This is a genomic window from Aquicoccus porphyridii, assembly GCF_008369105.1.
Taxonomy (GTDB): domain Bacteria; phylum Pseudomonadota; class Alphaproteobacteria; order Rhodobacterales; family Rhodobacteraceae; genus Aquicoccus; species Aquicoccus porphyridii.
This window is the reverse complement of the sequence record NZ_VINQ01000027.1, coordinates 1-17,389: the sequence shown is the minus strand read 5'-3', so window position 1 is coordinate 17,389 and position 17,389 is coordinate 1. Positions and strand designations below refer to the sequence as shown.

Sequence of the window (17,389 nt, the reverse complement as noted above, 5' to 3'; positions counted from 1 at the left end):
GAAAATGGATCAAACCGTCAAGGAACATGATTGCTGCTCTTCGAAGGATGTCGGCGCCGACAGTTATGACCTGATCGTCGTCGGTGCGGGCTCTGCCGGGTTCTCGGCTTCGATCACTGCAGCTGAAGCCGGAAAGCGGGTGGCGCTTGTCGGGCACGGCACCATCGGCGGCACCTGCGTGAACGTCGGCTGCGTTCCGTCCAAGGCGATGATCCGCGCCGCAGAGGCGGCCCATGGTGGCGCGTCCGCTGCCCGGTTCCCGGGCATTGCGTCCTGCGAACATGCGGTGGATTGGCCAGCCGTTGTGAAAGGCACGACCGATCTGGTCGCGGAGATGCGGCACAAGAAATATATCGACCTGCTGCCCGCCTATGAGAACGTCACCTATATCGAGGACGGCCCGGCGCGATTGGTCGAGGGTGGCGTCGCTATCGGCGGGCGGGTGATATCCGCCCCGCGCATCCTGATCGCCACCGGCTCGCGCCCCCATCAACCTGCCATCAAAGGCATCGACACCGTGGAGACCCTCGATTCCACCGGTCTGCTGACCCTGCCCGACCGGCCCGAAAGCATCATTGTGCTGGGCGGCGGCTATATCGGCTGCGAGTTGGCGCAGATGGCCTCAAGGCTGGGGGTGAAAGTCACGCTTGTGACCCGCTCGCGCCTTCTGCCCGGCGCCGAGCCGGAGGTGGCCCAGGCGCTGACGCAAGCGCTGAAGACCGAAGGCATCGCGGTCGAGACCGGTCTTGCTTACGTCTCGGCCGCGAAAGCTGCGGGCGGCGTCATTCTGACTGTCGAACGCGATGGAAAGACCGAGGTTTTGTCCGCCGAACGGCTGGTTGTGACCACCGGACGGGTGGCCAATTCCGAGAACCTCGGGTTGGAAGACCTCGGGATAGAGACCGACGCGCGCGGCTCGATCAAGGTCGGTCCTGACATGGCCACGACGCGGGCCGGCGTCTGGGCGGCGGGCGATGTCACCGACCGTGACCAGTTCGTCTACATGGCCGCCTACGGTGCCAAGGTGGCAATCAACAATGCCCTTGGACTGGAGCCAATGCGCTATGAGAATGCGGCGATGCCATGGGTCGTGTTCACCGACCCGCAAGTGGCCGGTGTCGGCGTTTCAGAGGCTGGGGCCAAGGCGGCGGGGCACGAGGTCAAGATCAGCGTGATCACGCTCGACAACGTCCCGCGCGCCGCCGCGGCCCGCAACACCCGCGGCGTGATCAAGCTGGTGGCCGACGCCAAGACCGACCGCCTGCTGGGCGGCCAGATCGTGGCGCCCGAAGGCTCGGACACGATCCAGACGCTGGCAATGGCGCTCAAGTTCGGCATGACCTCCAAGGCCCTCGGCGAAACGATTTTCCCATATCTGACCACGGTTGAAGGGCTGAAACTTGCGGCCCAGACTTTCGACAAGGATGTGGCCAAACTCAGCTGCTGCGCGGGGTAATGCCATGGTGCTGAAGGAAAGGACCGATCTTCTGTCGACACTTCCCGGTGCGTTGATCGCTTGGTGTCGCGTAGCCCTTAATTGGGCTCTGCCTCACTTTGTGTGGCGCAACTATCCTGAAACTGGAAAATTCAGGAGGGATAGTTGTGAGTTCGAAGAAGCACTGGTCGCCGGGCAGCGATGTTGCAGTTCAAAGCGTTGAACGAAGTGAATCCGGCGGGTGGATTGTATCTGGCGTCTTGGCACCCAACGGCATTTGCCCAGACTGTGGATTGCATTCACGCCGACGTCATGGCTGGCGGCGTCGGTGGCTGCAGGATTATCCCGCGCATGGAGACGCGGTAACGGTTGATCTCGCAGTTTGCCGTTGGCGATGTTTGGCGCCTGCTTGCCCGCGCCGGACTTTCTCGGACCAGATCAGCTCGATTGCGCGTCCATTTGCACGTCGTACTTCGCGTGTAGGGGAGATTGTCGGCCATCTTGGGCATGCGACAGGCGGACGGCCTGCGGAGCGGTTGTTGCATCGTTTGGGCCTTGGGGTCAGCGATGACACGGTGCTCAGGCAGCTGAAAAGGTGTGCTCAAGGCACCACCGAGGCGCCGACAATCATCGGGATCGACGATTGGAGCTGGCGGAAATCGCAAACCTACGGCACGATCATCGTGGATCTGGAGCGTCGCGTGGTCATCGACATCCTCGAGGATCGAGATGTCGTCACCTGCACCAACTGGCTAAAGCGACACCCCGAGGTGGAAGTGATCAGCAGAGATCGGTGCGGTCTCTACGCCAAGGCTGCCCGGCAAGGGGCACCGCAGGCAAAGCAGGTCGCCGACCGGTTCCATATCGTGCAAAACCTGCGGCAGGCCATTGAGGAACAGATGAACCTTCACGGCCGTGCCACCGGCAGGGCGCTGCTGTCCGACGCCGACAACATCACCGCAGCCGGAAGCCTTCTGAAGTCCCGCCTTGCGCACAGGACGTCCCGGGAAGAGATTTTCACCACCATCCATGCGCTCCGAAATCAGGGACTTTCCTGCAGCGAGATCGGGCGGCGAACAGGGTTTCCGCGTCGCAGCATCGCGAAATGGCTGCAGTTCGAAACACCACCGGACCGCAGGCGGGCCGCTTTGAAGCCGAGTTCGCCATGGTATTTTGAAGAGTTCCTGAGCCAAAGCTGGAAGGAGGGCATTCGAACTGGCAGCGCCCTTTTCAGTCTGATCCAAGAGCGTGGTTACGAGGGGAGCCAGTCGCATTTGCAGCGGCTGCTGGCGGGTTGGCGCAGAGCCGAACAGCAAGCGAGCGATCCCAAGGTAGAACACAAGATCCTGGAGCCGGTTCGGGACCCGGAAACGGGGCACGCGATCTCCCCGGTCATCGCGGCCGCGCTGTGCATCAAACCGCGCGGCAAGCTCACCTCGGATCAGGCGCGTAAAGTCGATGCGCTCAAGACCCGCTCTCCCGCCTTCGTATCGATGCGCAGCCTCGCCATGCGGTTCAATGGTATCCTGCGCGGCCGCGTGGCAGACCCGCTCCCTGCATGGATCGACGACGCGATCGAAACCGACCTGGCGCCCATCGTGCGCTTTGCCCGCACAGTGAACCGGGACTACGAAGCCGTCAAAAACGCCATCGAGATGCCCTGGAGCAACGGCCAAGCAGAAGGTCAGATCAATCGCCTGAAGACCCTCAAACGCGCCATGTACGGCCGAGCCGGTCCAGAATTGTTGCGGGCGAGAATGCTACCGTTCCACCACACAGATTGAGGCAGAGCCCATTTAAGTGCTAAGTGACACGGTCCCGATCAAGTCGCGCGCATGCAGCCGGCCGATCAGGTCGCGGCTGATCTCCTTGCCGAAGATGTCCTTGAGCCCGTCGCGCGTGATCGGCTGATGGTAGGCGATGGCGGCCAGAACTGCGACGTCGAATTCACTCAAGTCCAGTAATTGATTACCGACATCTGCCGCCGCGCGGATCGCAGGGGCGTAGGCAGGTAGGGTCCGGAAAATCCACCCGCCGGCGACCTGCGCGATTTCGAACGCCCTCCTCTCCAAATCGGCGCTGAGGTCCTCGACCAGCAGGTCAATCGACACCCCCTGCCCCACGACGCGCGCGAGGTCGTCGCGCGGCACCGGCGCGGCAGAGGCGAAGAGCACCGCCTCGATCCGGCGCATCCATTCGCGCCAGCGCAGCTCTGGCGGCAGGTCGGCCAGCTCGCGATCCAGTTCGGGGTCAGAGCGATCCTTCGCCATCGCTACACCCCGTAAAGCCGAAAGGTGTCGCGCCCGGTCAGCTCGCGCACCGCGCCGAGGTCGACCAGCCGGTCACAGAGCCGCCGCGCGGCGCGATCCGGCAAAGGCAAAGCCGAAGGTGCCATCGCATCACGGGTCAGGAACATCTCGACCGCTTCTCCTGCCCCCTTGGCCCGCAGCTTGGGTGCGACTGCCTTCAGATGCGCCGCCCGGCGCGCGAGATCTGCCGCGAGGCGCACTGCTTCGACCACCGAGGAGACAACAGCGCGATAACAAGCAAGGCGAAGGTCATCGCCCTGTTTGCGCAATTCGGCGCGTTTCAGGCCTGCGGCCAGCAGCGGCACGAGATGATCCCAACCGAATGTTTGGGCGAGAGCCACATCCGCGAGGACCAGCGAAGCTACGTCAGCGCGTGGCGCCTCCGTTAGCACGGCCTCCAGCACCATCGCGGCCCGAATCACCGGCGCCCCCTTCCCTGCATTGAGCCACATCGCGATCTTGCCCGACTCGAAGGCCGGCAAGGCTCGACCCAGAGCCTTGGTCGACACAGGCCGCTCCACCGCGCGCCGCCAGGCGAGGCAGGTCTCGCCAGCCGGTCCCGGCAGATCGCCAGAGCGCAATAAATGCACCGCGTCGCGCAGATCCCCTGCTCTCTCCAGGCGCCCCGAAAACGCGACACAGGCCTCCGCTGCGCGCAGCGCGAGCCGGTCCCGCAACAAGGCTTGGGGCACCTCCGCGCGTCCTAGCACAAGATGCAGGTGGTTCAGCGCCGCGCCCGACAAAAACGCAACATCTTCAAGGGTTTCAGCGCGTGCAGAGGTGACCCAAGCGGGCATTCGGGGTATCGTGTCGAGGTCGCTCATGTGATCGGGCCGGGCAAATGTCATGCCGGAAGCCTACATCGTCGCGGCGCTTTCCACCAGTAAATAGTACATAAACCGCCCCGCCTTGTCGTTCCTGTTTATGTCCAATAAGTTTGCCTTATCGGACACCAAAGAATATGCTCAGCGACATGTCAGAAAACAACGAGAAATCGATCTCAAAGCCGCCAAATGGGCCTTCGGTCAGCGAGAACAACGAGAGAGATCATCCCAGCAGCGAGGCTTTGAGCCTTCCTTCCTTTGTGGCTGGTTCAGGCACGCTCGATCGGCTGGTGGATACCGCGCGCGACTATGCGCGCGCCGCGGCCTCGGACAATACGCTGAAGGCCTATGCGAAAGACTGGGCGCATTTCGCGCGCTGGTGCCGGATGAAGGGCGCGGAGACTCTGCCCCCGTCGCCCGAAATGATCGGGCTCTACCTTGCGGACCTGGCGTCCGGAGCGGGCCCCTCCCCTGCCCTATCGGTCAGCACCATCGACCGCCGCCTGTCGGGCCTCGCCTGGAACTATGCGCAGCGCGGCTTTGCCCTCGATCGCAAGAACCGCCATATCGCCACCGTGCTGGCCGGGATCAAACGCAAACACGCCCGTCCGCCGGTGCAAAAGGAAGCGATCCTGGCCGATGACATCCTTGCGATGGTGGCCACCCTGCCTTTTGACCTGCGCGGCCTCAGGGATCGCGCGATCCTGCTGCTGGGCTACGCCGGCGGCCTTCGTCGCTCGGAAATCGTCAGCCTCGATGTCCACAAGGACGACACGCCGGACTCGGGCGGCTGGGTTGAAGTGTTCGACAAGGGCACCCTGCTCACCCTCAATGCCAAGACCGGCTGGCGCGAGGTCGAGATCGGCCGCGGCTCCAAGGATCAGACCTGCCCTGTCCATGCGCTCGAACAATGGCTGCACTTCGCCAAGATCGACTTTGGCCCAATCTTTGTCGGCACCTCGCGGGACGGCAAGAAGGCGCTGGAGACACGCCTCAACGACAAACACGTCGCGCGCCTGATCAAGCGCACCGTGCTCGACGCCGGCATCCGGTCGGACCTGCCTGAGAAAGACCGCCTGGCGCTGTTCTCCGGCCATTCGTTGCGCGCCGGTCTCGCCAGCTCCGCCGAAGTCGACGAGCGCTACGTCCAGAAACACCTCGGCCACGCTTCCGCCGAGATGACCCGCCGCTATCAGCGCCGCCGGGACCGGTTCCGGGTGAACCTGACCAAAGCCGCCGGTCTCTGAGCCCCTGCCCTATCACGCCGCCTGCCCACTGAGCCTACCATAGAAGCTGCGCTCGAGATGCAGCTCCCCTGCCCCGGCCTTCTCGACCATGCCCCGCAGATAGCCGCCCGGCGAGGCAACCTCGCCCGCACTGTGCTTCTCGAAGACGAGGGCAAACGCGGCCGTGGCCACCTGGGTGCCCATTCGGTCCTGCGCCACGTTCCAGGCATGCTCAGAGATCCCGATCATCGGCCTGAGTTGACCGGCAACCCGGTGCAGATCGCCCCAATCTTTCAGGAATCCACCCAAATTCCGCGCCCAGGATGCGAATTCCGGACAGGCCTGCATGATTGTCGGCAGATCGAGCGCTGTCCGCTTCTTGCGTACCTCGGCAACCCAGTCTTCCAGCTCCCTATCAACCCGCTCTTCGGGTTGGGCATTAGGCACCACACCCGCCGCTTCCTCTTTTTCAGAGGAATTACTAGTTACAGGATTAAGTTGGTTTGTAATTAGTATATGAGGTTCAGAAATGACCTCCCTGGGGTTCATTTCTTGAGTCTTCTTCGTGACTTGGGCGTGTTTATCATCGGTGTTTTCCACAGGTTTTGTCGCAACAGTCGCCTTAAGATAAGCCGCCTCGACCCGTTCTTGGAGTTCCTTGAACCATGCCAATAGCCGCTCCAACTGCTCTGAAGCTTCATGACGGCGCGGAAGTCGTTCCAGAAGCTCCTCAAAAAGCCCCGTGAATTGCCTCCAGGGCCCACGCAGAGCGCTGCTGAGAGCTGCCTCGATCCGGGCTCGGATCATCCGGCGCGCCACAGTGATCTGGCGCTTCAGGCGTAGGCAGAGCTCGCGTTCAGCCTGCAACTCAGCATGAAGCTCCTCGAACTCCTCGACACGGGCTGAGAGCGGCGACAGATCGAAGCCATAGGCCTCGACGATGCGGCCATCGACGTCTCTGCGGCCCCACCGCTTGCCATTGGGGCTATCCTGGAAGGAGATCACGCCGATCTCAGCAAGGCGCCGCGCGTGGCGCTTGAGGGCAGACAGCGAAAAACCCGTTTGCTCCATCAGATAGGCGTTCGACGCCCAGACGATCGGACGCTGCCCCTCCTCCCAGTCCTGGGCCTGGGTAAAGGCCCCGAGCGTGTCGAGGAGCAACATGTCTCCGGCCTTCAAGCCGATATGTGCCCCCACGCGCTTAAGTGCCACGAATGCCCGTGTTTTGGGTACTGCTACCCGTTCACCGGCTTGGGCAAGTTGCTCAGCAACCCCAAGACCCGGTGTCGGCTTGCGCCAACCTGTATGTTTCATGCCTGTATCTCACCTCCGTTTATGTGGAGGCAAAAGAAAGCCGTTCGCTCAGGAGCGTTCGTCGTTGACAGTGAATCCTGCGAGACTTATCTTGAAGGTGACCAAACCATTAAGATCAGCTCTCAGGCCACACCGCTTGGGGGCTTTTCTTTTGCCTTTATTTCGATTGTCGTTCCTTTTTGCTCCTTGCCTCGTCGTTCTGGAGGATATGTCGCTGACATTGTCGTCAGTCGGTTTCCTTCCCCGAACCTTCGGCGCTCAAGTAGTCGGCGACTAAATCTCCGAGCTTCTCGAGACGCTCTTGGTCTATCGGCACACCTGCAACCTTGATGGATAGGTTTCCATCGACTGAAGTCGCCGAAAGATTTCGGTTGCCCACCTTGCGTTTGACCGTGAGCTTTCTGGGCTTTGCCTTCGGTTTGAGCTTGGGTTTGTTCACCCTCTCCAAGCTCGCTAAGGCTCCCTGCAAATCACGAAAGCTCATGTCGTAGACATTCTTGAACGCGTTCAAGATCTGATCCTGCGCAGCGAAAACAGACCTCGCTCGTGAGACTAGGCTCTCATGCACGCCAATTTTCTTTGCGAAGGCCACAGCTGTCAGCTTGTCTGCCCCAGAAGCCAACGTTTCATACATTTCACCAATCGAAACCAAACGCTCAAATGGGCTAAGATTCTCGCGCTCCTCATTCTCGCGGAACCGCAGAAACAACATCTCAAACTTGCTGTTCTCGGCGTTTCGCGCTTCCGGCGAAGCGAGGATTGCACGAAGAGGTAAACCCAACTCCGACGCGGCCGCCAGTCGGCGGCGTCCTGTAAGCATGACAAATGGAACACCAGTGACGTTCGACGGCTCCAACGGATCCGGCTCCCAATCCGGATCCTCGGGCCACACCAGAATGGGTGTGTCCTGCCCGTTCGAGGCAATGCTGTTTACCAGAGACCTGAATGCTTCCTGGGACATCCAGTCTTGACGGCGGTCTGTCCCCATCGGATCTGATATCTGGTCTGGCGACAGGCTTATTTCGTGGCGGCCGTTTAAGATATCCGAACAAAGCTCAGCTCTGCTTCGCTCCACAGCGGCTTGCGATTGCGCAAGCGCCCCTGATTTCCAAGCACTGCCGGCCCCCTTGAAAGGAGTAGAAACAGCGTCGCCCGTTTCTGCCCGGCCTTCGGGACCGGGCGTGCGCTCCTTGGATGTGTCGGGACTAGTAGCCTTGCTGACCAGCGACCTTGGAATACTGCGTTTCATGCTTCACCCTCGCCGTCATCTTCATAGAACTCGTCCATCCATGTATTGGCATAACCGCGTTCGAAGCCCGGCCAGAGTCGCGATACTATGGCGTCGTTAACCGCATCGGCATTCGTGATGAACCGGTTGATCCCCTTGCGTTTTCCCGGCGTGTCCGGCTCATATTCGTATACGGATTGATAGACGTCCGACGCATTCGAGATTGCGTCGGAACGCAGATAAAACACCGGCAGAATTTCCGTGGGGCAGTGTTCCAGCAGGTTTCCGATGTGGTTTAGATCCTGCGCATTGGATCGTTGGACGATCGTCGGCAACAGCATGTTGGCACCAGTTCCTATTTCGATCCGTTCATGGGCCAGAATATGCTGAAGCATCCCCAGCAGGCCGGTCACAAAGGTCGACAGCGTTGCGATGTCAAACCCCTTCATGGTTTGCGGGATGACCAGCGAAGTCGACGCAATCACGTTATTCAGCTGGAAAAGTGTCAACGCAGGCTGATAGTCGATGATGATGACATCGAGGGTCTCGGTCAGCGCAGCGTTCAGTCGCTGCTGATCGACCTTGCCCTCGACTACCAATTCGTTGGGCAGCGTTTTTGGCGGGTGGCCCGCTTTCCAGCGATCAAGGGCATCGCGCAGGTAGCGATAGAAGCTCTTTCCGGCGGGGGCCTCTCGCACAAGGCGCGCAATCTGGATCTCTCCCTCAGACGTTTCGCCATGTGCCGGCAGCAGACGCAGCCCCGGCCAGGAGGTCTTTAGAAAGAAGCTGTCGAGCGTCTGCGCATCGTGATCAGTGTATGGCGCATCTTCCGACTGGAAGAGGCCGGCAAAGTCCACCATGGAGGCGGTGTTTTCGTCGGGCATCTGGGGAAGACCTTCACCCCCGACAAAGTAGAGCGTTATCGTGCTTTGCGGGTCTGCATCCATGACACCAACGCGCATGCCGTAATGCAAGCTGAGATACTGCGCAAAATGCGCGGCGCTCAGGCTCTTAGCCGTGCCCCCTTTCTGGCTGGCAAACGAGATGACGGGTAAGGGGGCGTCGGGTTTGCGCCAGGCTAGGTAGTCGTAGGGCCGCTTTGCCGAGGCCGCCAGAAGGGCCCGCATGTGCATCAATTCGGAAAGCGTGAAAACACGCTCTCTTCCAACATATTCGCCCGCGGGAAAGTCGTCGCTCGAATTGGCGAACTTGGTTAGATACTGAATACTGACGTTCATAAACCTTGCGCACTGGCGCATTGACCACGTGCGCTTGATGCGCTGACGCAAGGTGAGTTCCTTGTTCACTGCCACCATCGTGCGCTCAAGCCCACGTGACAGGTCCGTCAAAAACTGTTCTAGACTACCGCTCATTCCTAAGCCCTGACTTCGGTTGGGTCCGAGTTCGACTCGATTCTGCTTCTATGGTAGCACGGTTTTGGAGGAAAAATAAAGATACCACGCGCCTATGAGTTTCAGGCGCTTATTTAGAAGCTCCACCACCCCTAAAACTCCAATCTTGAACGCGTTCAAGATTGGAGTCTTGATGGGCCGGTCGGTGGAGAACCGACCGGCCTTAGCCGTCACGCGGCGTCTTTGGGACCCCAGGGGATGACGGCCTGCAGGGACAGATCGTCCTGGTTCGCGGCCTTGCCGAGGTTGGCGTTGAAGCCGTGGTCGCGGATGGTCAGCGTGTAGTAGTCAGCGCCGGTCTCCTTGTTCTGCTTCTTCCAGATGCCGCCGCACTCGACCAACTTGCCGCGCGGGGAGCGGCCGAGGACGCGGTGCGTGGGGGCCATCGGGTTCGAGCTCGCGACGGGTTCGACCGTGATGTCGAGGTCGAAGGTCAGGGTCGAGATGGAGCCGACGCCCTTGGCGGTTTCGATGTCGGCGCTGGTGAATTTGATGCAGTTCGTGGTCATTGCTCTTCTCCTTGTTTGCGTTGCAATGATGGTCACCTTGCAGCTGGCCAAGGCCCGGCCACACCGAAGGCGGAGCGCAGCGGAGAGGGGCAGGCGCCGGTCTTTTTGGTCCGCGCGGAATGACCCGCAGGGTCAGGGGAAAAAGATCGGCGACAACCTTTGTGGACGGGACGACAGCTGCGACCAGCATGTCATGCAACTCAGACAAAGGGAGAAGTGCGGTGGCCATGAAGGAAAGTAGGGGAACAGACGAGAGAGATGCCGCAAGGAGTAGGGATTGTCTTCTCGTCCATCCAAACTTCAAGACTCTTCGAAGACCAAAGCCGTCAGATCACAAATCGATGGCAACGGCAGAGCATTCGCCCATCCTTCCGTGGCATCACAGGGGCGTTTGCGTTCGCATTCGGAGATGCAGGCGTCCAGATACCATCGAGTTGCCAGACACTCATCCGCTCTGGTGCCCGACTAATGGCCAGACCTGGCTCTGAGATTCTTCGCGTGTCGCTGTTATCCTCAGACCAATGGAAGTGTCCTGAGCCAGAGATAAAAACGAGGTCATAGCGCGCTCAACAACTCGATTGCATGTGCCAGTGGTAACGCTCGAATGTCCTTCGCGACGGGGACCTCATGCTCACCGGCATAGACCAGGAGCTTTCGGTTGGCTCCAATGTCCTCGGCCCCTGTGTGAAATCCTCTCGAAACCTTTGGTGCAGTCGTCCGTTTGATCTCAACAGCCCAGATGTCGCCGCTTGGCAAACGCAAAACCAAGTCGAGTTCAGCACCGGCCGAAGTGCGATAGAAGAAAGGTTCGGTGCCTAAAGGGGCGGCAGCAAGAAGCGCCTCGATACAGAACCCCTCCCAACTGCCACCGACGACCGGGTGCCCGAGCAAGCCTTCTGTCGTGCCGATGCCCAACAGCGCATGCACGATGCCGCTGTCTCTCACATAGACCTTTGGCGATTTCACCAGACGCTTGCCGACATTCTCGTGCCAGGGCTGCAGGCGTCTCACCAGCATGAGATCGACGAGCAGATCGAGGTAGCGCCCAACGGTCTGGCCGGACACGCCCAATCCCTCGGCAAGGGCCGCGGCGTTCAGAAGGCCGCCCTGGACATGCGCAAGCATCGTCCAGAACCGCCGCAAGGTCGCTGCCGGAATCCGAGGTCCGAGGGCAGGGATGTCTCGCTCCAGATAGGTGCGCAGGAAATCCAGACGCCAGTCCATACTTGCCCGATCGCTCGCGGCCTGAAAGCTGTCGGGAAAGCCGCCGCGCAGCCAGAGCAAGTTCAACTGATCGGCCCCCACCTCGTCAGGCTGCAAGGGGGGCATTTCAACATATCGAACACGACCGGCGAGGGATTCCGCCGTTTGGTGCAAGAGGATATTGGAAGCCGATCCCAATAGCAGGAACTGTCCCGTCCGAAACCCGGCCCGCCGACGCTGATCGATCTGGCCGCGCAAGGTTCTGAAGAGGTCAGGCATCTGCTGCACCTCGTCGAGGATGACGAGTTTGCCCGCCTGTTCGTCCAGATAGAGATCTGGTTCAGTCAGGATTTGCCTGTCCGCCTCACGCTCAAGGTCGAGATAGACAGATGGGCGCTCTGATGCGATGTCGAGTGCAAGTGTTGTCTTTCCGACCTGTCGGGGGCCGAGAAGGACCACAGCCGCTTGGCTCTCCAAGGAAGACTGAACGAATTGTTGGGTCTTGCGTTTGTACATACCTTGCAATTACTCCACGATACGGAAGATTTGCAAGGTTAATCTTACCTGCGGCCATAGCTAGTTGCTCAAGCCGAAGTATCTTACTGCCCCAGCAAAACAGCCGTGGCCAAGGAGCATCGACGCAAAATGAGTGCATTCAAATCTGTATCCAAGGGCCTCGAAGAGGCTCTGGCCTTCGCGAATGGCGATTTGGCCGACGCCAAAGTGCATGAAGTGTCCGTGGCGGAGGTCGATGTCGCCGAAGTCCGGCAACGGACGGGCCTGTCCCAGGCCGAGTTCGCCAAGAGCATTGGCGTCGCGAAAGGTACGCTCCTGAACTGGGAACACGGGCGCCGGCACCCGACAGGCCCAGCACAGGTTCTGCTGGCATTGATCGCCAAGAAGCCTTCCGTCGTACAGGACCTCTTGCGCGGGGCGTGAACCGGGGCCTAAGCCCCGATCCTCTTGATGCGGATTCCGAGCTTGCGGGCCTTGTCGACGATGTTCTCGGTGATGCCCGAACCGGGCGTGGCAATCAGACCCTGTGGCATGGTTTCGAGCATCTTGTCGTTGCGCTTGAAGGGGGCGGCCTTGCCGTGGCTCTTCCAGTCGGGCTTGAAGACCACTTGGGTAACGCCACGGGTATCTGCCCAGCGGGCCGCGATCATCTCGGCACCTTTGGGCGTACCGCCGTGCAGCAGCACCATGTCGGGATATTTCGTATGGGTGGCATCGAGGACGGACCAGATCAGATCGTAGGCGTGATAATCCCCGCCCGAGAAAGCGATCCGCGTGCCTTCGGGGCAGTGCACCTCGGTCTCTTTGCGGCGCTTGGCCGAGAGATAGGCCCGGCTGTCCACCACGGCGGAAGTCAGGCCGCGATGCGAGACCTTGGAACCGGTGCGGGGCAGCCAAGGAGACCCGGTGGCGGCCGAGAAGTGGTCCACGGCCAGATCGCGCATCTGTTCGAAGGCGTCGCGATGGTCCCAGAGCTTAAGCCCGATCAACTGGAGGCGTTCCAGTTCAACCGAAGCGACCTCGGAACCGTCCTGGATGGCCAAACTTTCCCGGACCTCGAATTCGTTATCGTCGAGAAGCTTCTGGATATGGGCAAGCCGGCGATGGAAGATCGAGGTGAGGGACCAGAGCATCTCTTCGAGATTGTCTTCCAACTGGCTGCCGGTGAGGAGGCCGATAGTGGTGTCGAAAAGTGTCGCCATGGCGAGCTCGACCTCGTCAGGCTGGGGCAGGGGGCGATGATCGGTCTCGCCGGGTCCTGGTGTTGCGCCATGAAGTGCGAGGTGGTCGAGGATGGCGGAGGTTACGCCGGTTTCCTCGGGGATGTCTGTCTGATGGGGCATTGTCTGGTTCCTCTGATTGATCTGACCCGATTTGGATGGGGCGATAACAGGACCGGCGGCGACCGGGCCGCATCCGTCAGGATCGAAGCGCAGCGGAGAATGCGCCCAGGGCCGGAAAATTGCTCCCGCGAGGAATGAGCCGAAGGCTCAGGGGAATTTTCTGGTGCGGGGCGCATTGCTGTCCGGGCGAGGAGCACTCTGCTCCGACCCGCCGGTCCATCGCTCCTCTTTTCCAAACGGGTTCAGATCGAACCCGCGGAACCTTTGCCCTGTCGGACGTCACTTATGGGGCTGGCGCTCACCCGTCCTCGATCTCCAGACCTTGTACTTTCATGGCCTCAAGCAACGACCGGCGCAGCGCATCTTTGCCAAATGCCCGCAGATCGTCGTTGAAATCGCCCATGTTTGGCACGAGACCACCACAGGCAATACCAAGCGATTCCAGTTGGTTACGCAGTCTCAGTGATGCGGTTCGTCCCGCTTCGTCATTGTCCCGCGCGATCCAGATACGCTTGATCCCCGGCGGCGGGATGAAGAGGCCGAGATGGGTGGCAGTGAGACAGGAGGCGAGGTCAAACTCGGAGAGAGCCGTGCCGACCGAGAGGGTGTTCTCGAGACCTTCACCGACGATGAGATCGCTGCGCGCCTTGCCGGACCAGAAGCGGATGGCATGGCCGTGCAGCTGTCCGAGGATCCGCTTCGGGCTCTCGATCTCGGCCAAACCGCCGGTGGACGGGTCGAGATAGAAGCGTGCGCAGCCGGTGATCTGGCCCCGATTGTCGGTGATCTTCGCGAGCAGGGCAGGGGCCCTTTGCGGCGGATCGGCGTCGTCCTCGCCCTGCCGCAGGAAAACCCGCGGGTGATAACGCAGCGCCGGACCCAGCCGTGTGATCCCGCGCCCCTGCAGATAGGTGGCAGCCAAGGTGCCGAGAACCGGCTTGCCAGCGGCAAAGAGCTTCCGCGCCCGCGCAATGCGTTTGCTAGAGGCAGCATCGGGGCACTCAGCCCTTTGGGTGTCACAAGGTAAGGAAGGGCAGGGGGCCTCGCCGAGAAAGGACCGGGCCTCCCTCAGCGTTTCCTTGAGCGTGACCGAACCAAGCCGTTCATGCATCAGGTCAATCAGATCGCCATACTCACCGGTCGCGAAATCGGTCCAAGATCCGGCTTTGCGCCCACCCTGAGCTTGCAGCCGGATGGCGAGGCTCTGACCCTTTGCGCCCGAAGTGTCGCCAACCTGCCAATAGTTGCCCTGCTTGGACCCCTCGGGGAAATACTGGCGGCAGAAACTCTCGGCGCGGTCTGCAAGATCAGCCGAGAGGTCTGCGATGCTGCGCCGCGCGCTCATGCGGCTGCATCCGCTGCGCTTGCGCCAACCGGATGCGCGGCAAGGACCCGCGCCAGCACCTCGGTGCAATCCACCGGGATGAACACCCGCGTCTTCCACTGGATCACCTCGGTGAAACAGCCCAAGGCCTTCAATGCGGGCAGTGCCGCGCCCGACGCTCCGATCAGCTCGAGCCTCGGCTGTCCCATGACCAGAGAGCGACGCAACTGGTAGCCCCCAAGCAGGCTGAGGGTCGTCTTCGCGTCCATGACCGCGCCGAACACCTCCTGCGGCGTCATCTCAATCTGGCAGTCGAGACCAAGGCGCGCATAGACATTGAGAAGCTGTTCCTGGCTGACCAAGCGGCCGATGGCGCGCTCCCCGTCCTCGGTCTGCAGACGATAGATCCGCATGTTGTCGGCGGGCAGCCGGTCCCAGATCGGCAGGAGGAGGCCGCAGATCAGCGTGATCTTCGATGTAGTGAACTCCGGCACCGCGTCGACCTCGGCCTGCCAGAGCTGCTCGAACATCGCATCATCGATCTCTTCCCAGTGCGACTTCGAGAACTCGGTCAGCGCGAGGATTTCGGTCGCCATGGGCCGCAGGAGCTTCACCCGCAAGATCGGCACGCCATCCTCGTCCATGAAGGCCGGCGCTTTCACCATCAGGGCCGCGCGTTTGGAGGTCTTGTTCCAGCACAGCGTCGCGCCTCTTGTGTCGGCGCAGATGGCTTTGACGCGGGGCAGAGTGAGCGGATCGTTGCGATCGATACGCTCCACGGTCAGCGCAGTTGCCGTCGCGCCCGTCGCCTCATGCTCGAAGATGACCTTGCGATCAACGATCTCAAACTTCTCGGCGCGCAGGGTCTCTAGCCCGACATCGAGGGTGCCTGCCTGACGCGCGTCCTCAATTATCGCCGAAAGAAACCCGCCGAAGGCCTCGAAGATCGCGTCCTGCATGTCGATGCGGAGCGCGAGGCAGCGGTTCAGGAACTGCTGGATCGGCGGCAGGGTTTCCTTCATCGTGCCATCCGCCTCATCGAGCGTCAGCCCGGTCATCTCCTGGAACCTGGAGTAGGAGCAGGCGTCGATCTTGCCCGCGCGCAGCTTGTAGAAGAACTGCCGCAACGCCGCTCGTGCATAAGGGCTCTCGAGGTTGTCCTCGGCGCGGAACATGTTCTGCCCACCCGTCTCGCGTTGCCCCTTGGTGATGGCCCCGAGCGTATCGAGGCGGCGGGCGATGGTGGAGAGGAACCGCTTCTCACCCTTCACGTCTGTGGCAACGGGGCGAAAGAGCGGCGGCTGCGCTTGGTTCGTGCGGTTGGTACGCCCCAGCCCCTGAATCGCATTGTCGGCTTTCCAGCCAGGCTCAAGCAAGTAATGCACCCGGAGGCGCTGGTTCTTTGCACCAAGATCGGCGTGGTAGCTGCGCCCCGTGCCACCGGCGTCAGAAAAGATCAGGATGCGCTTGGCGTCATCCATGAAGGCCTGGGTTTCGCCGAGGTTGGAGGAGGCGGCTCGGTTCTCGACCTTGAGCCGCCCTTCACGCGTCCTCGCGATGCGCCGCTTGCGCCCCGTGACCTCGGCCACCGCATCGCCCCCGAAATGCCACAGGATCTGATCGAGCGCGCCCTGCACCGGGGCAAGGGCACCGAGATGCTCGACAAGCTCATCCCGCCGCCGCTCCGCCTCACGGCAGATAATCGGATTGCCATCACCATCGAGGGCGGGACGCGAGCGTAGGTCGCCGTTCTCGTCGGAGTAGGGCTCGAAGAGCTGCGTCGGGAAGCTGTGCATGAGGTAGTCCATGATGTTCTCGCGCGGCGTAAAATCGACCTGCAGGTCGTCCCACTCCGAGGGCGGGATCTCTTCGAGGCGCCGTTCCATCACCGCCTCGCTGGTCGAGACCACCTGAATCACGGCCGAATGCCCCGCGGCCAGGTCCGCTTCGATCGCATGGATGAGCGAAGGGCATTTCATGGCGGTGATGAGATGATTGAAGAAACGCTGCTTGTTGCTCTCGAAGGCCGAGCGCGCAGCGGATTTCGCCTGGGGGTTCAGCGTACCGGTCTCGGAGGAAATACCCGAGGCCTGAAGGGCGGCCTCCAAGTTGGTGTGGATGATCTGGTAGGCATCGGCATAGCTGTCATAGATCGCGATCTGTGCGGGCGTCAGCTCATGCACCAGCATTTCGTATTCGACCCCGGCATAGGAGAGGGACCGCGCAAGATAGAGCCCGAGCGCCTTCAGATCGCGCGAGATCATCTCCATGGCAGCAATGCCCCCGGCCTCCATCGCGGCAACGAACTCGGCCCGCGTCACGAAAGGGAAATCACCCGTGCCCCAGAGCCCGAGACGGGAGGCATAGGCGAGATTGCCGACCACCGTCGCGCCGGTCGCTGAGACGTAGAGCACCCGGGCATCGGGAACGGCATTTTGCAGCGCGAGGCCAGCAAGGCCTTGTTGGGATGCCTTCTTGTCGCCGCGGTCGGACTTTTCGCCGGCGGCATTCGCCATGGCGTGGCTTTCGTCGAAAGCGATGACCCCGTTGAACCCCTCGCCAAGCCAGGACGTCACCTGATCGAGGCGGGAGGCTTTCCCGTCGCGTTCAGCAGAACGCAGGGTGGCATAGGTGACGAAGAGGATGCCCTCTGGGAGACGGATATCGCTCCCCTGGCGGAATTTCGAGAGCGGCACGATATCGCTTTCACGCCCCCCAAGCGCCATCCAGTCGCGGCGCGCATCCT

Annotated in this window: 13 protein-coding genes and 1 pseudogene; 4 read left to right on the top strand and 10 right to left on the bottom strand. The window is 61.2% G+C overall.

Annotated elements, in window-relative coordinates; all coding sequences use genetic code 11:
- The first annotated feature begins 4 nt into the window (after positions 1–4).
- Both merA and FLO80_RS20395 read left to right on the top strand, forming a co-directional pair.
- Positions 5–1,456 carry a mercury(II) reductase gene (gene merA, locus FLO80_RS20405; RefSeq protein WP_111369223.1) on the top strand — a complete coding sequence of 484 codons (1,452 nt, stop codon included), beginning with the start codon at positions 5–7 and terminating at the stop codon, positions 1,454–1,456.
- A 146-nt stretch (positions 1,457–1,602) separates the two neighbouring features.
- Positions 1,603–3,219 (top strand): ISL3 family transposase, encoded by a 1,617-nt coding sequence (locus FLO80_RS20395; RefSeq protein WP_422908288.1) that lies wholly within the window; start codon positions 1,603–1,605, stop codon positions 3,217–3,219.
- A 30-nt stretch (positions 3,220–3,249) separates the two neighbouring features.
- Here the strand turns inward: FLO80_RS20395 and scpB are convergent.
- Positions 3,250–3,705, bottom strand: a pseudogene (gene scpB, locus FLO80_RS20390) (SMC-Scp complex subunit ScpB); the annotation flags it as partial.
- A gap of 2 nt (positions 3,706–3,707) precedes the next feature.
- Positions 3,708–4,592: a DUF1403 family protein gene (locus FLO80_RS20385; RefSeq protein WP_107817727.1), complete on the bottom strand. Its 885-nt coding sequence runs from the start codon at positions 4,590–4,592 to the stop codon at positions 3,708–3,710.
- Positions 4,593–4,705: 113 nt separating this feature from the next.
- Between FLO80_RS20385 and FLO80_RS20380 the strand changes: the two genes are divergently transcribed.
- Positions 4,706–5,815: a tyrosine-type recombinase/integrase gene (locus FLO80_RS20380; protein WP_008335646.1), complete on the top strand. Its 1,110-nt coding sequence runs from the start codon at positions 4,706–4,708 to the stop codon at positions 5,813–5,815.
- 12 nt (positions 5,816–5,827) lie between these two features.
- Here FLO80_RS20380 and repC read toward each other — a convergent pair whose 3' ends face one another.
- The 5 genes from repC to FLO80_RS20350 form a co-directional block, all read right to left on the bottom strand.
- Positions 5,828–7,108, bottom strand: coding sequence for a plasmid replication protein RepC (gene repC / locus FLO80_RS20375; protein ID WP_081940158.1), 1,281 nt, complete (start codon positions 7,106–7,108; stop codon positions 5,828–5,830).
- A gap of 226 nt (positions 7,109–7,334) precedes the next feature.
- On the bottom strand, positions 7,335–8,357 hold the full coding sequence (locus tag FLO80_RS20370; RefSeq protein ID WP_037207731.1) for a ParB N-terminal domain-containing protein: 1,023 nt from the start codon (positions 8,355–8,357) through the stop codon (positions 7,335–7,337).
- Complete coding sequence (locus tag FLO80_RS20365) at positions 8,354–9,709, bottom strand: ParA family protein (RefSeq protein ID WP_009804235.1); 1,356 nt, start codon at positions 9,707–9,709, stop codon at positions 8,354–8,356. The genes FLO80_RS20370 and FLO80_RS20365 overlap by 4 nt, the downstream gene beginning before the upstream one ends.
- A gap of 209 nt (positions 9,710–9,918) precedes the next feature.
- Positions 9,919–10,257 carry a DUF736 domain-containing protein gene (locus FLO80_RS20360; RefSeq protein WP_008335659.1) on the bottom strand — a complete coding sequence of 113 codons (339 nt, stop codon included), beginning with the start codon at positions 10,255–10,257 and terminating at the stop codon, positions 9,919–9,921.
- Between the two features lie 555 nt (positions 10,258–10,812).
- Complete coding sequence (locus FLO80_RS20350) at positions 10,813–11,976, bottom strand: ATP-binding protein (protein ID WP_008335662.1); 1,164 nt, start codon at positions 11,974–11,976, stop codon at positions 10,813–10,815.
- A gap of 129 nt (positions 11,977–12,105) precedes the next feature.
- Here FLO80_RS20350 and FLO80_RS20345 point away from each other — a divergent pair, with 129 nt between their 5' ends.
- Positions 12,106–12,399: a helix-turn-helix domain-containing protein gene (locus FLO80_RS20345; RefSeq protein ID WP_008335665.1), complete on the top strand. Its 294-nt coding sequence runs from the start codon at positions 12,106–12,108 to the stop codon at positions 12,397–12,399.
- Positions 12,400–12,407: 8 nt separating this feature from the next.
- Here FLO80_RS20345 and FLO80_RS20340 read toward each other — a convergent pair whose 3' ends face one another.
- The 3 genes from FLO80_RS20340 to FLO80_RS20330 form a co-directional block, all read right to left on the bottom strand.
- Complete coding sequence (locus FLO80_RS20340; protein ID WP_008335666.1) at positions 12,408–13,319, bottom strand: DUF2493 domain-containing protein; 912 nt, start codon at positions 13,317–13,319, stop codon at positions 12,408–12,410.
- A 298-nt stretch (positions 13,320–13,617) separates the two neighbouring features.
- Positions 13,618–14,664, bottom strand: coding sequence for a DUF7146 domain-containing protein (locus tag FLO80_RS20335; RefSeq protein WP_008335668.1), 1,047 nt, complete (start codon positions 14,662–14,664; stop codon positions 13,618–13,620).
- On the bottom strand, positions 14,661–17,389 hold a 2,729-nt coding region (locus FLO80_RS20330), incomplete at its 5' end, for a strawberry notch family protein (RefSeq protein ID WP_188078372.1). The genes FLO80_RS20330 and FLO80_RS20335, both read right to left, overlap by 4 nt.

Excerpts from the sequence above, each read along its gene's own strand:
- merA (WP_111369223.1), top strand. The coding sequence starts at position 5 with ATGGATCAAACCGTCAAGGAACATGATTGCTGCTCTTCGAAGGATGTC.
- FLO80_RS20385 (WP_107817727.1), bottom strand. The coding sequence starts at position 4,592 with ATGACATTTGCCCGGCCCGATCACATGAGCGACCTCGACACGATACCC.
- FLO80_RS20380 (WP_008335646.1), top strand. The coding sequence starts at position 4,706 with ATGCTCAGCGACATGTCAGAAAACAACGAGAAATCGATCTCAAAGCCG.
- repC (WP_081940158.1), bottom strand. The coding sequence starts at position 7,108 with ATGAAACATACAGGTTGGCGCAAGCCGACACCGGGTCTTGGGGTTGCT.
- FLO80_RS20370 (WP_037207731.1), bottom strand. The coding sequence starts at position 8,357 with ATGAAACGCAGTATTCCAAGGTCGCTGGTCAGCAAGGCTACTAGTCCC.
- FLO80_RS20365 (WP_009804235.1), bottom strand. The coding sequence starts at position 9,709 with ATGAGCGGTAGTCTAGAACAGTTTTTGACGGACCTGTCACGTGGGCTT.
- FLO80_RS20360 (WP_008335659.1), bottom strand. The coding sequence starts at position 10,257 with ATGACCACGAACTGCATCAAATTCACCAGCGCCGACATCGAAACCGCC.
- FLO80_RS20350 (WP_008335662.1), bottom strand. The coding sequence starts at position 11,976 with ATGTACAAACGCAAGACCCAACAATTCGTTCAGTCTTCCTTGGAGAGC.
- FLO80_RS20345 (WP_008335665.1), top strand. The coding sequence starts at position 12,106 with ATGAGTGCATTCAAATCTGTATCCAAGGGCCTCGAAGAGGCTCTGGCC.
- FLO80_RS20340 (WP_008335666.1), bottom strand. The coding sequence starts at position 13,319 with ATGCCCCATCAGACAGACATCCCCGAGGAAACCGGCGTAACCTCCGCC.
- FLO80_RS20335 (WP_008335668.1), bottom strand. The coding sequence starts at position 14,664 with ATGAGCGCGCGGCGCAGCATCGCAGACCTCTCGGCTGATCTTGCAGAC.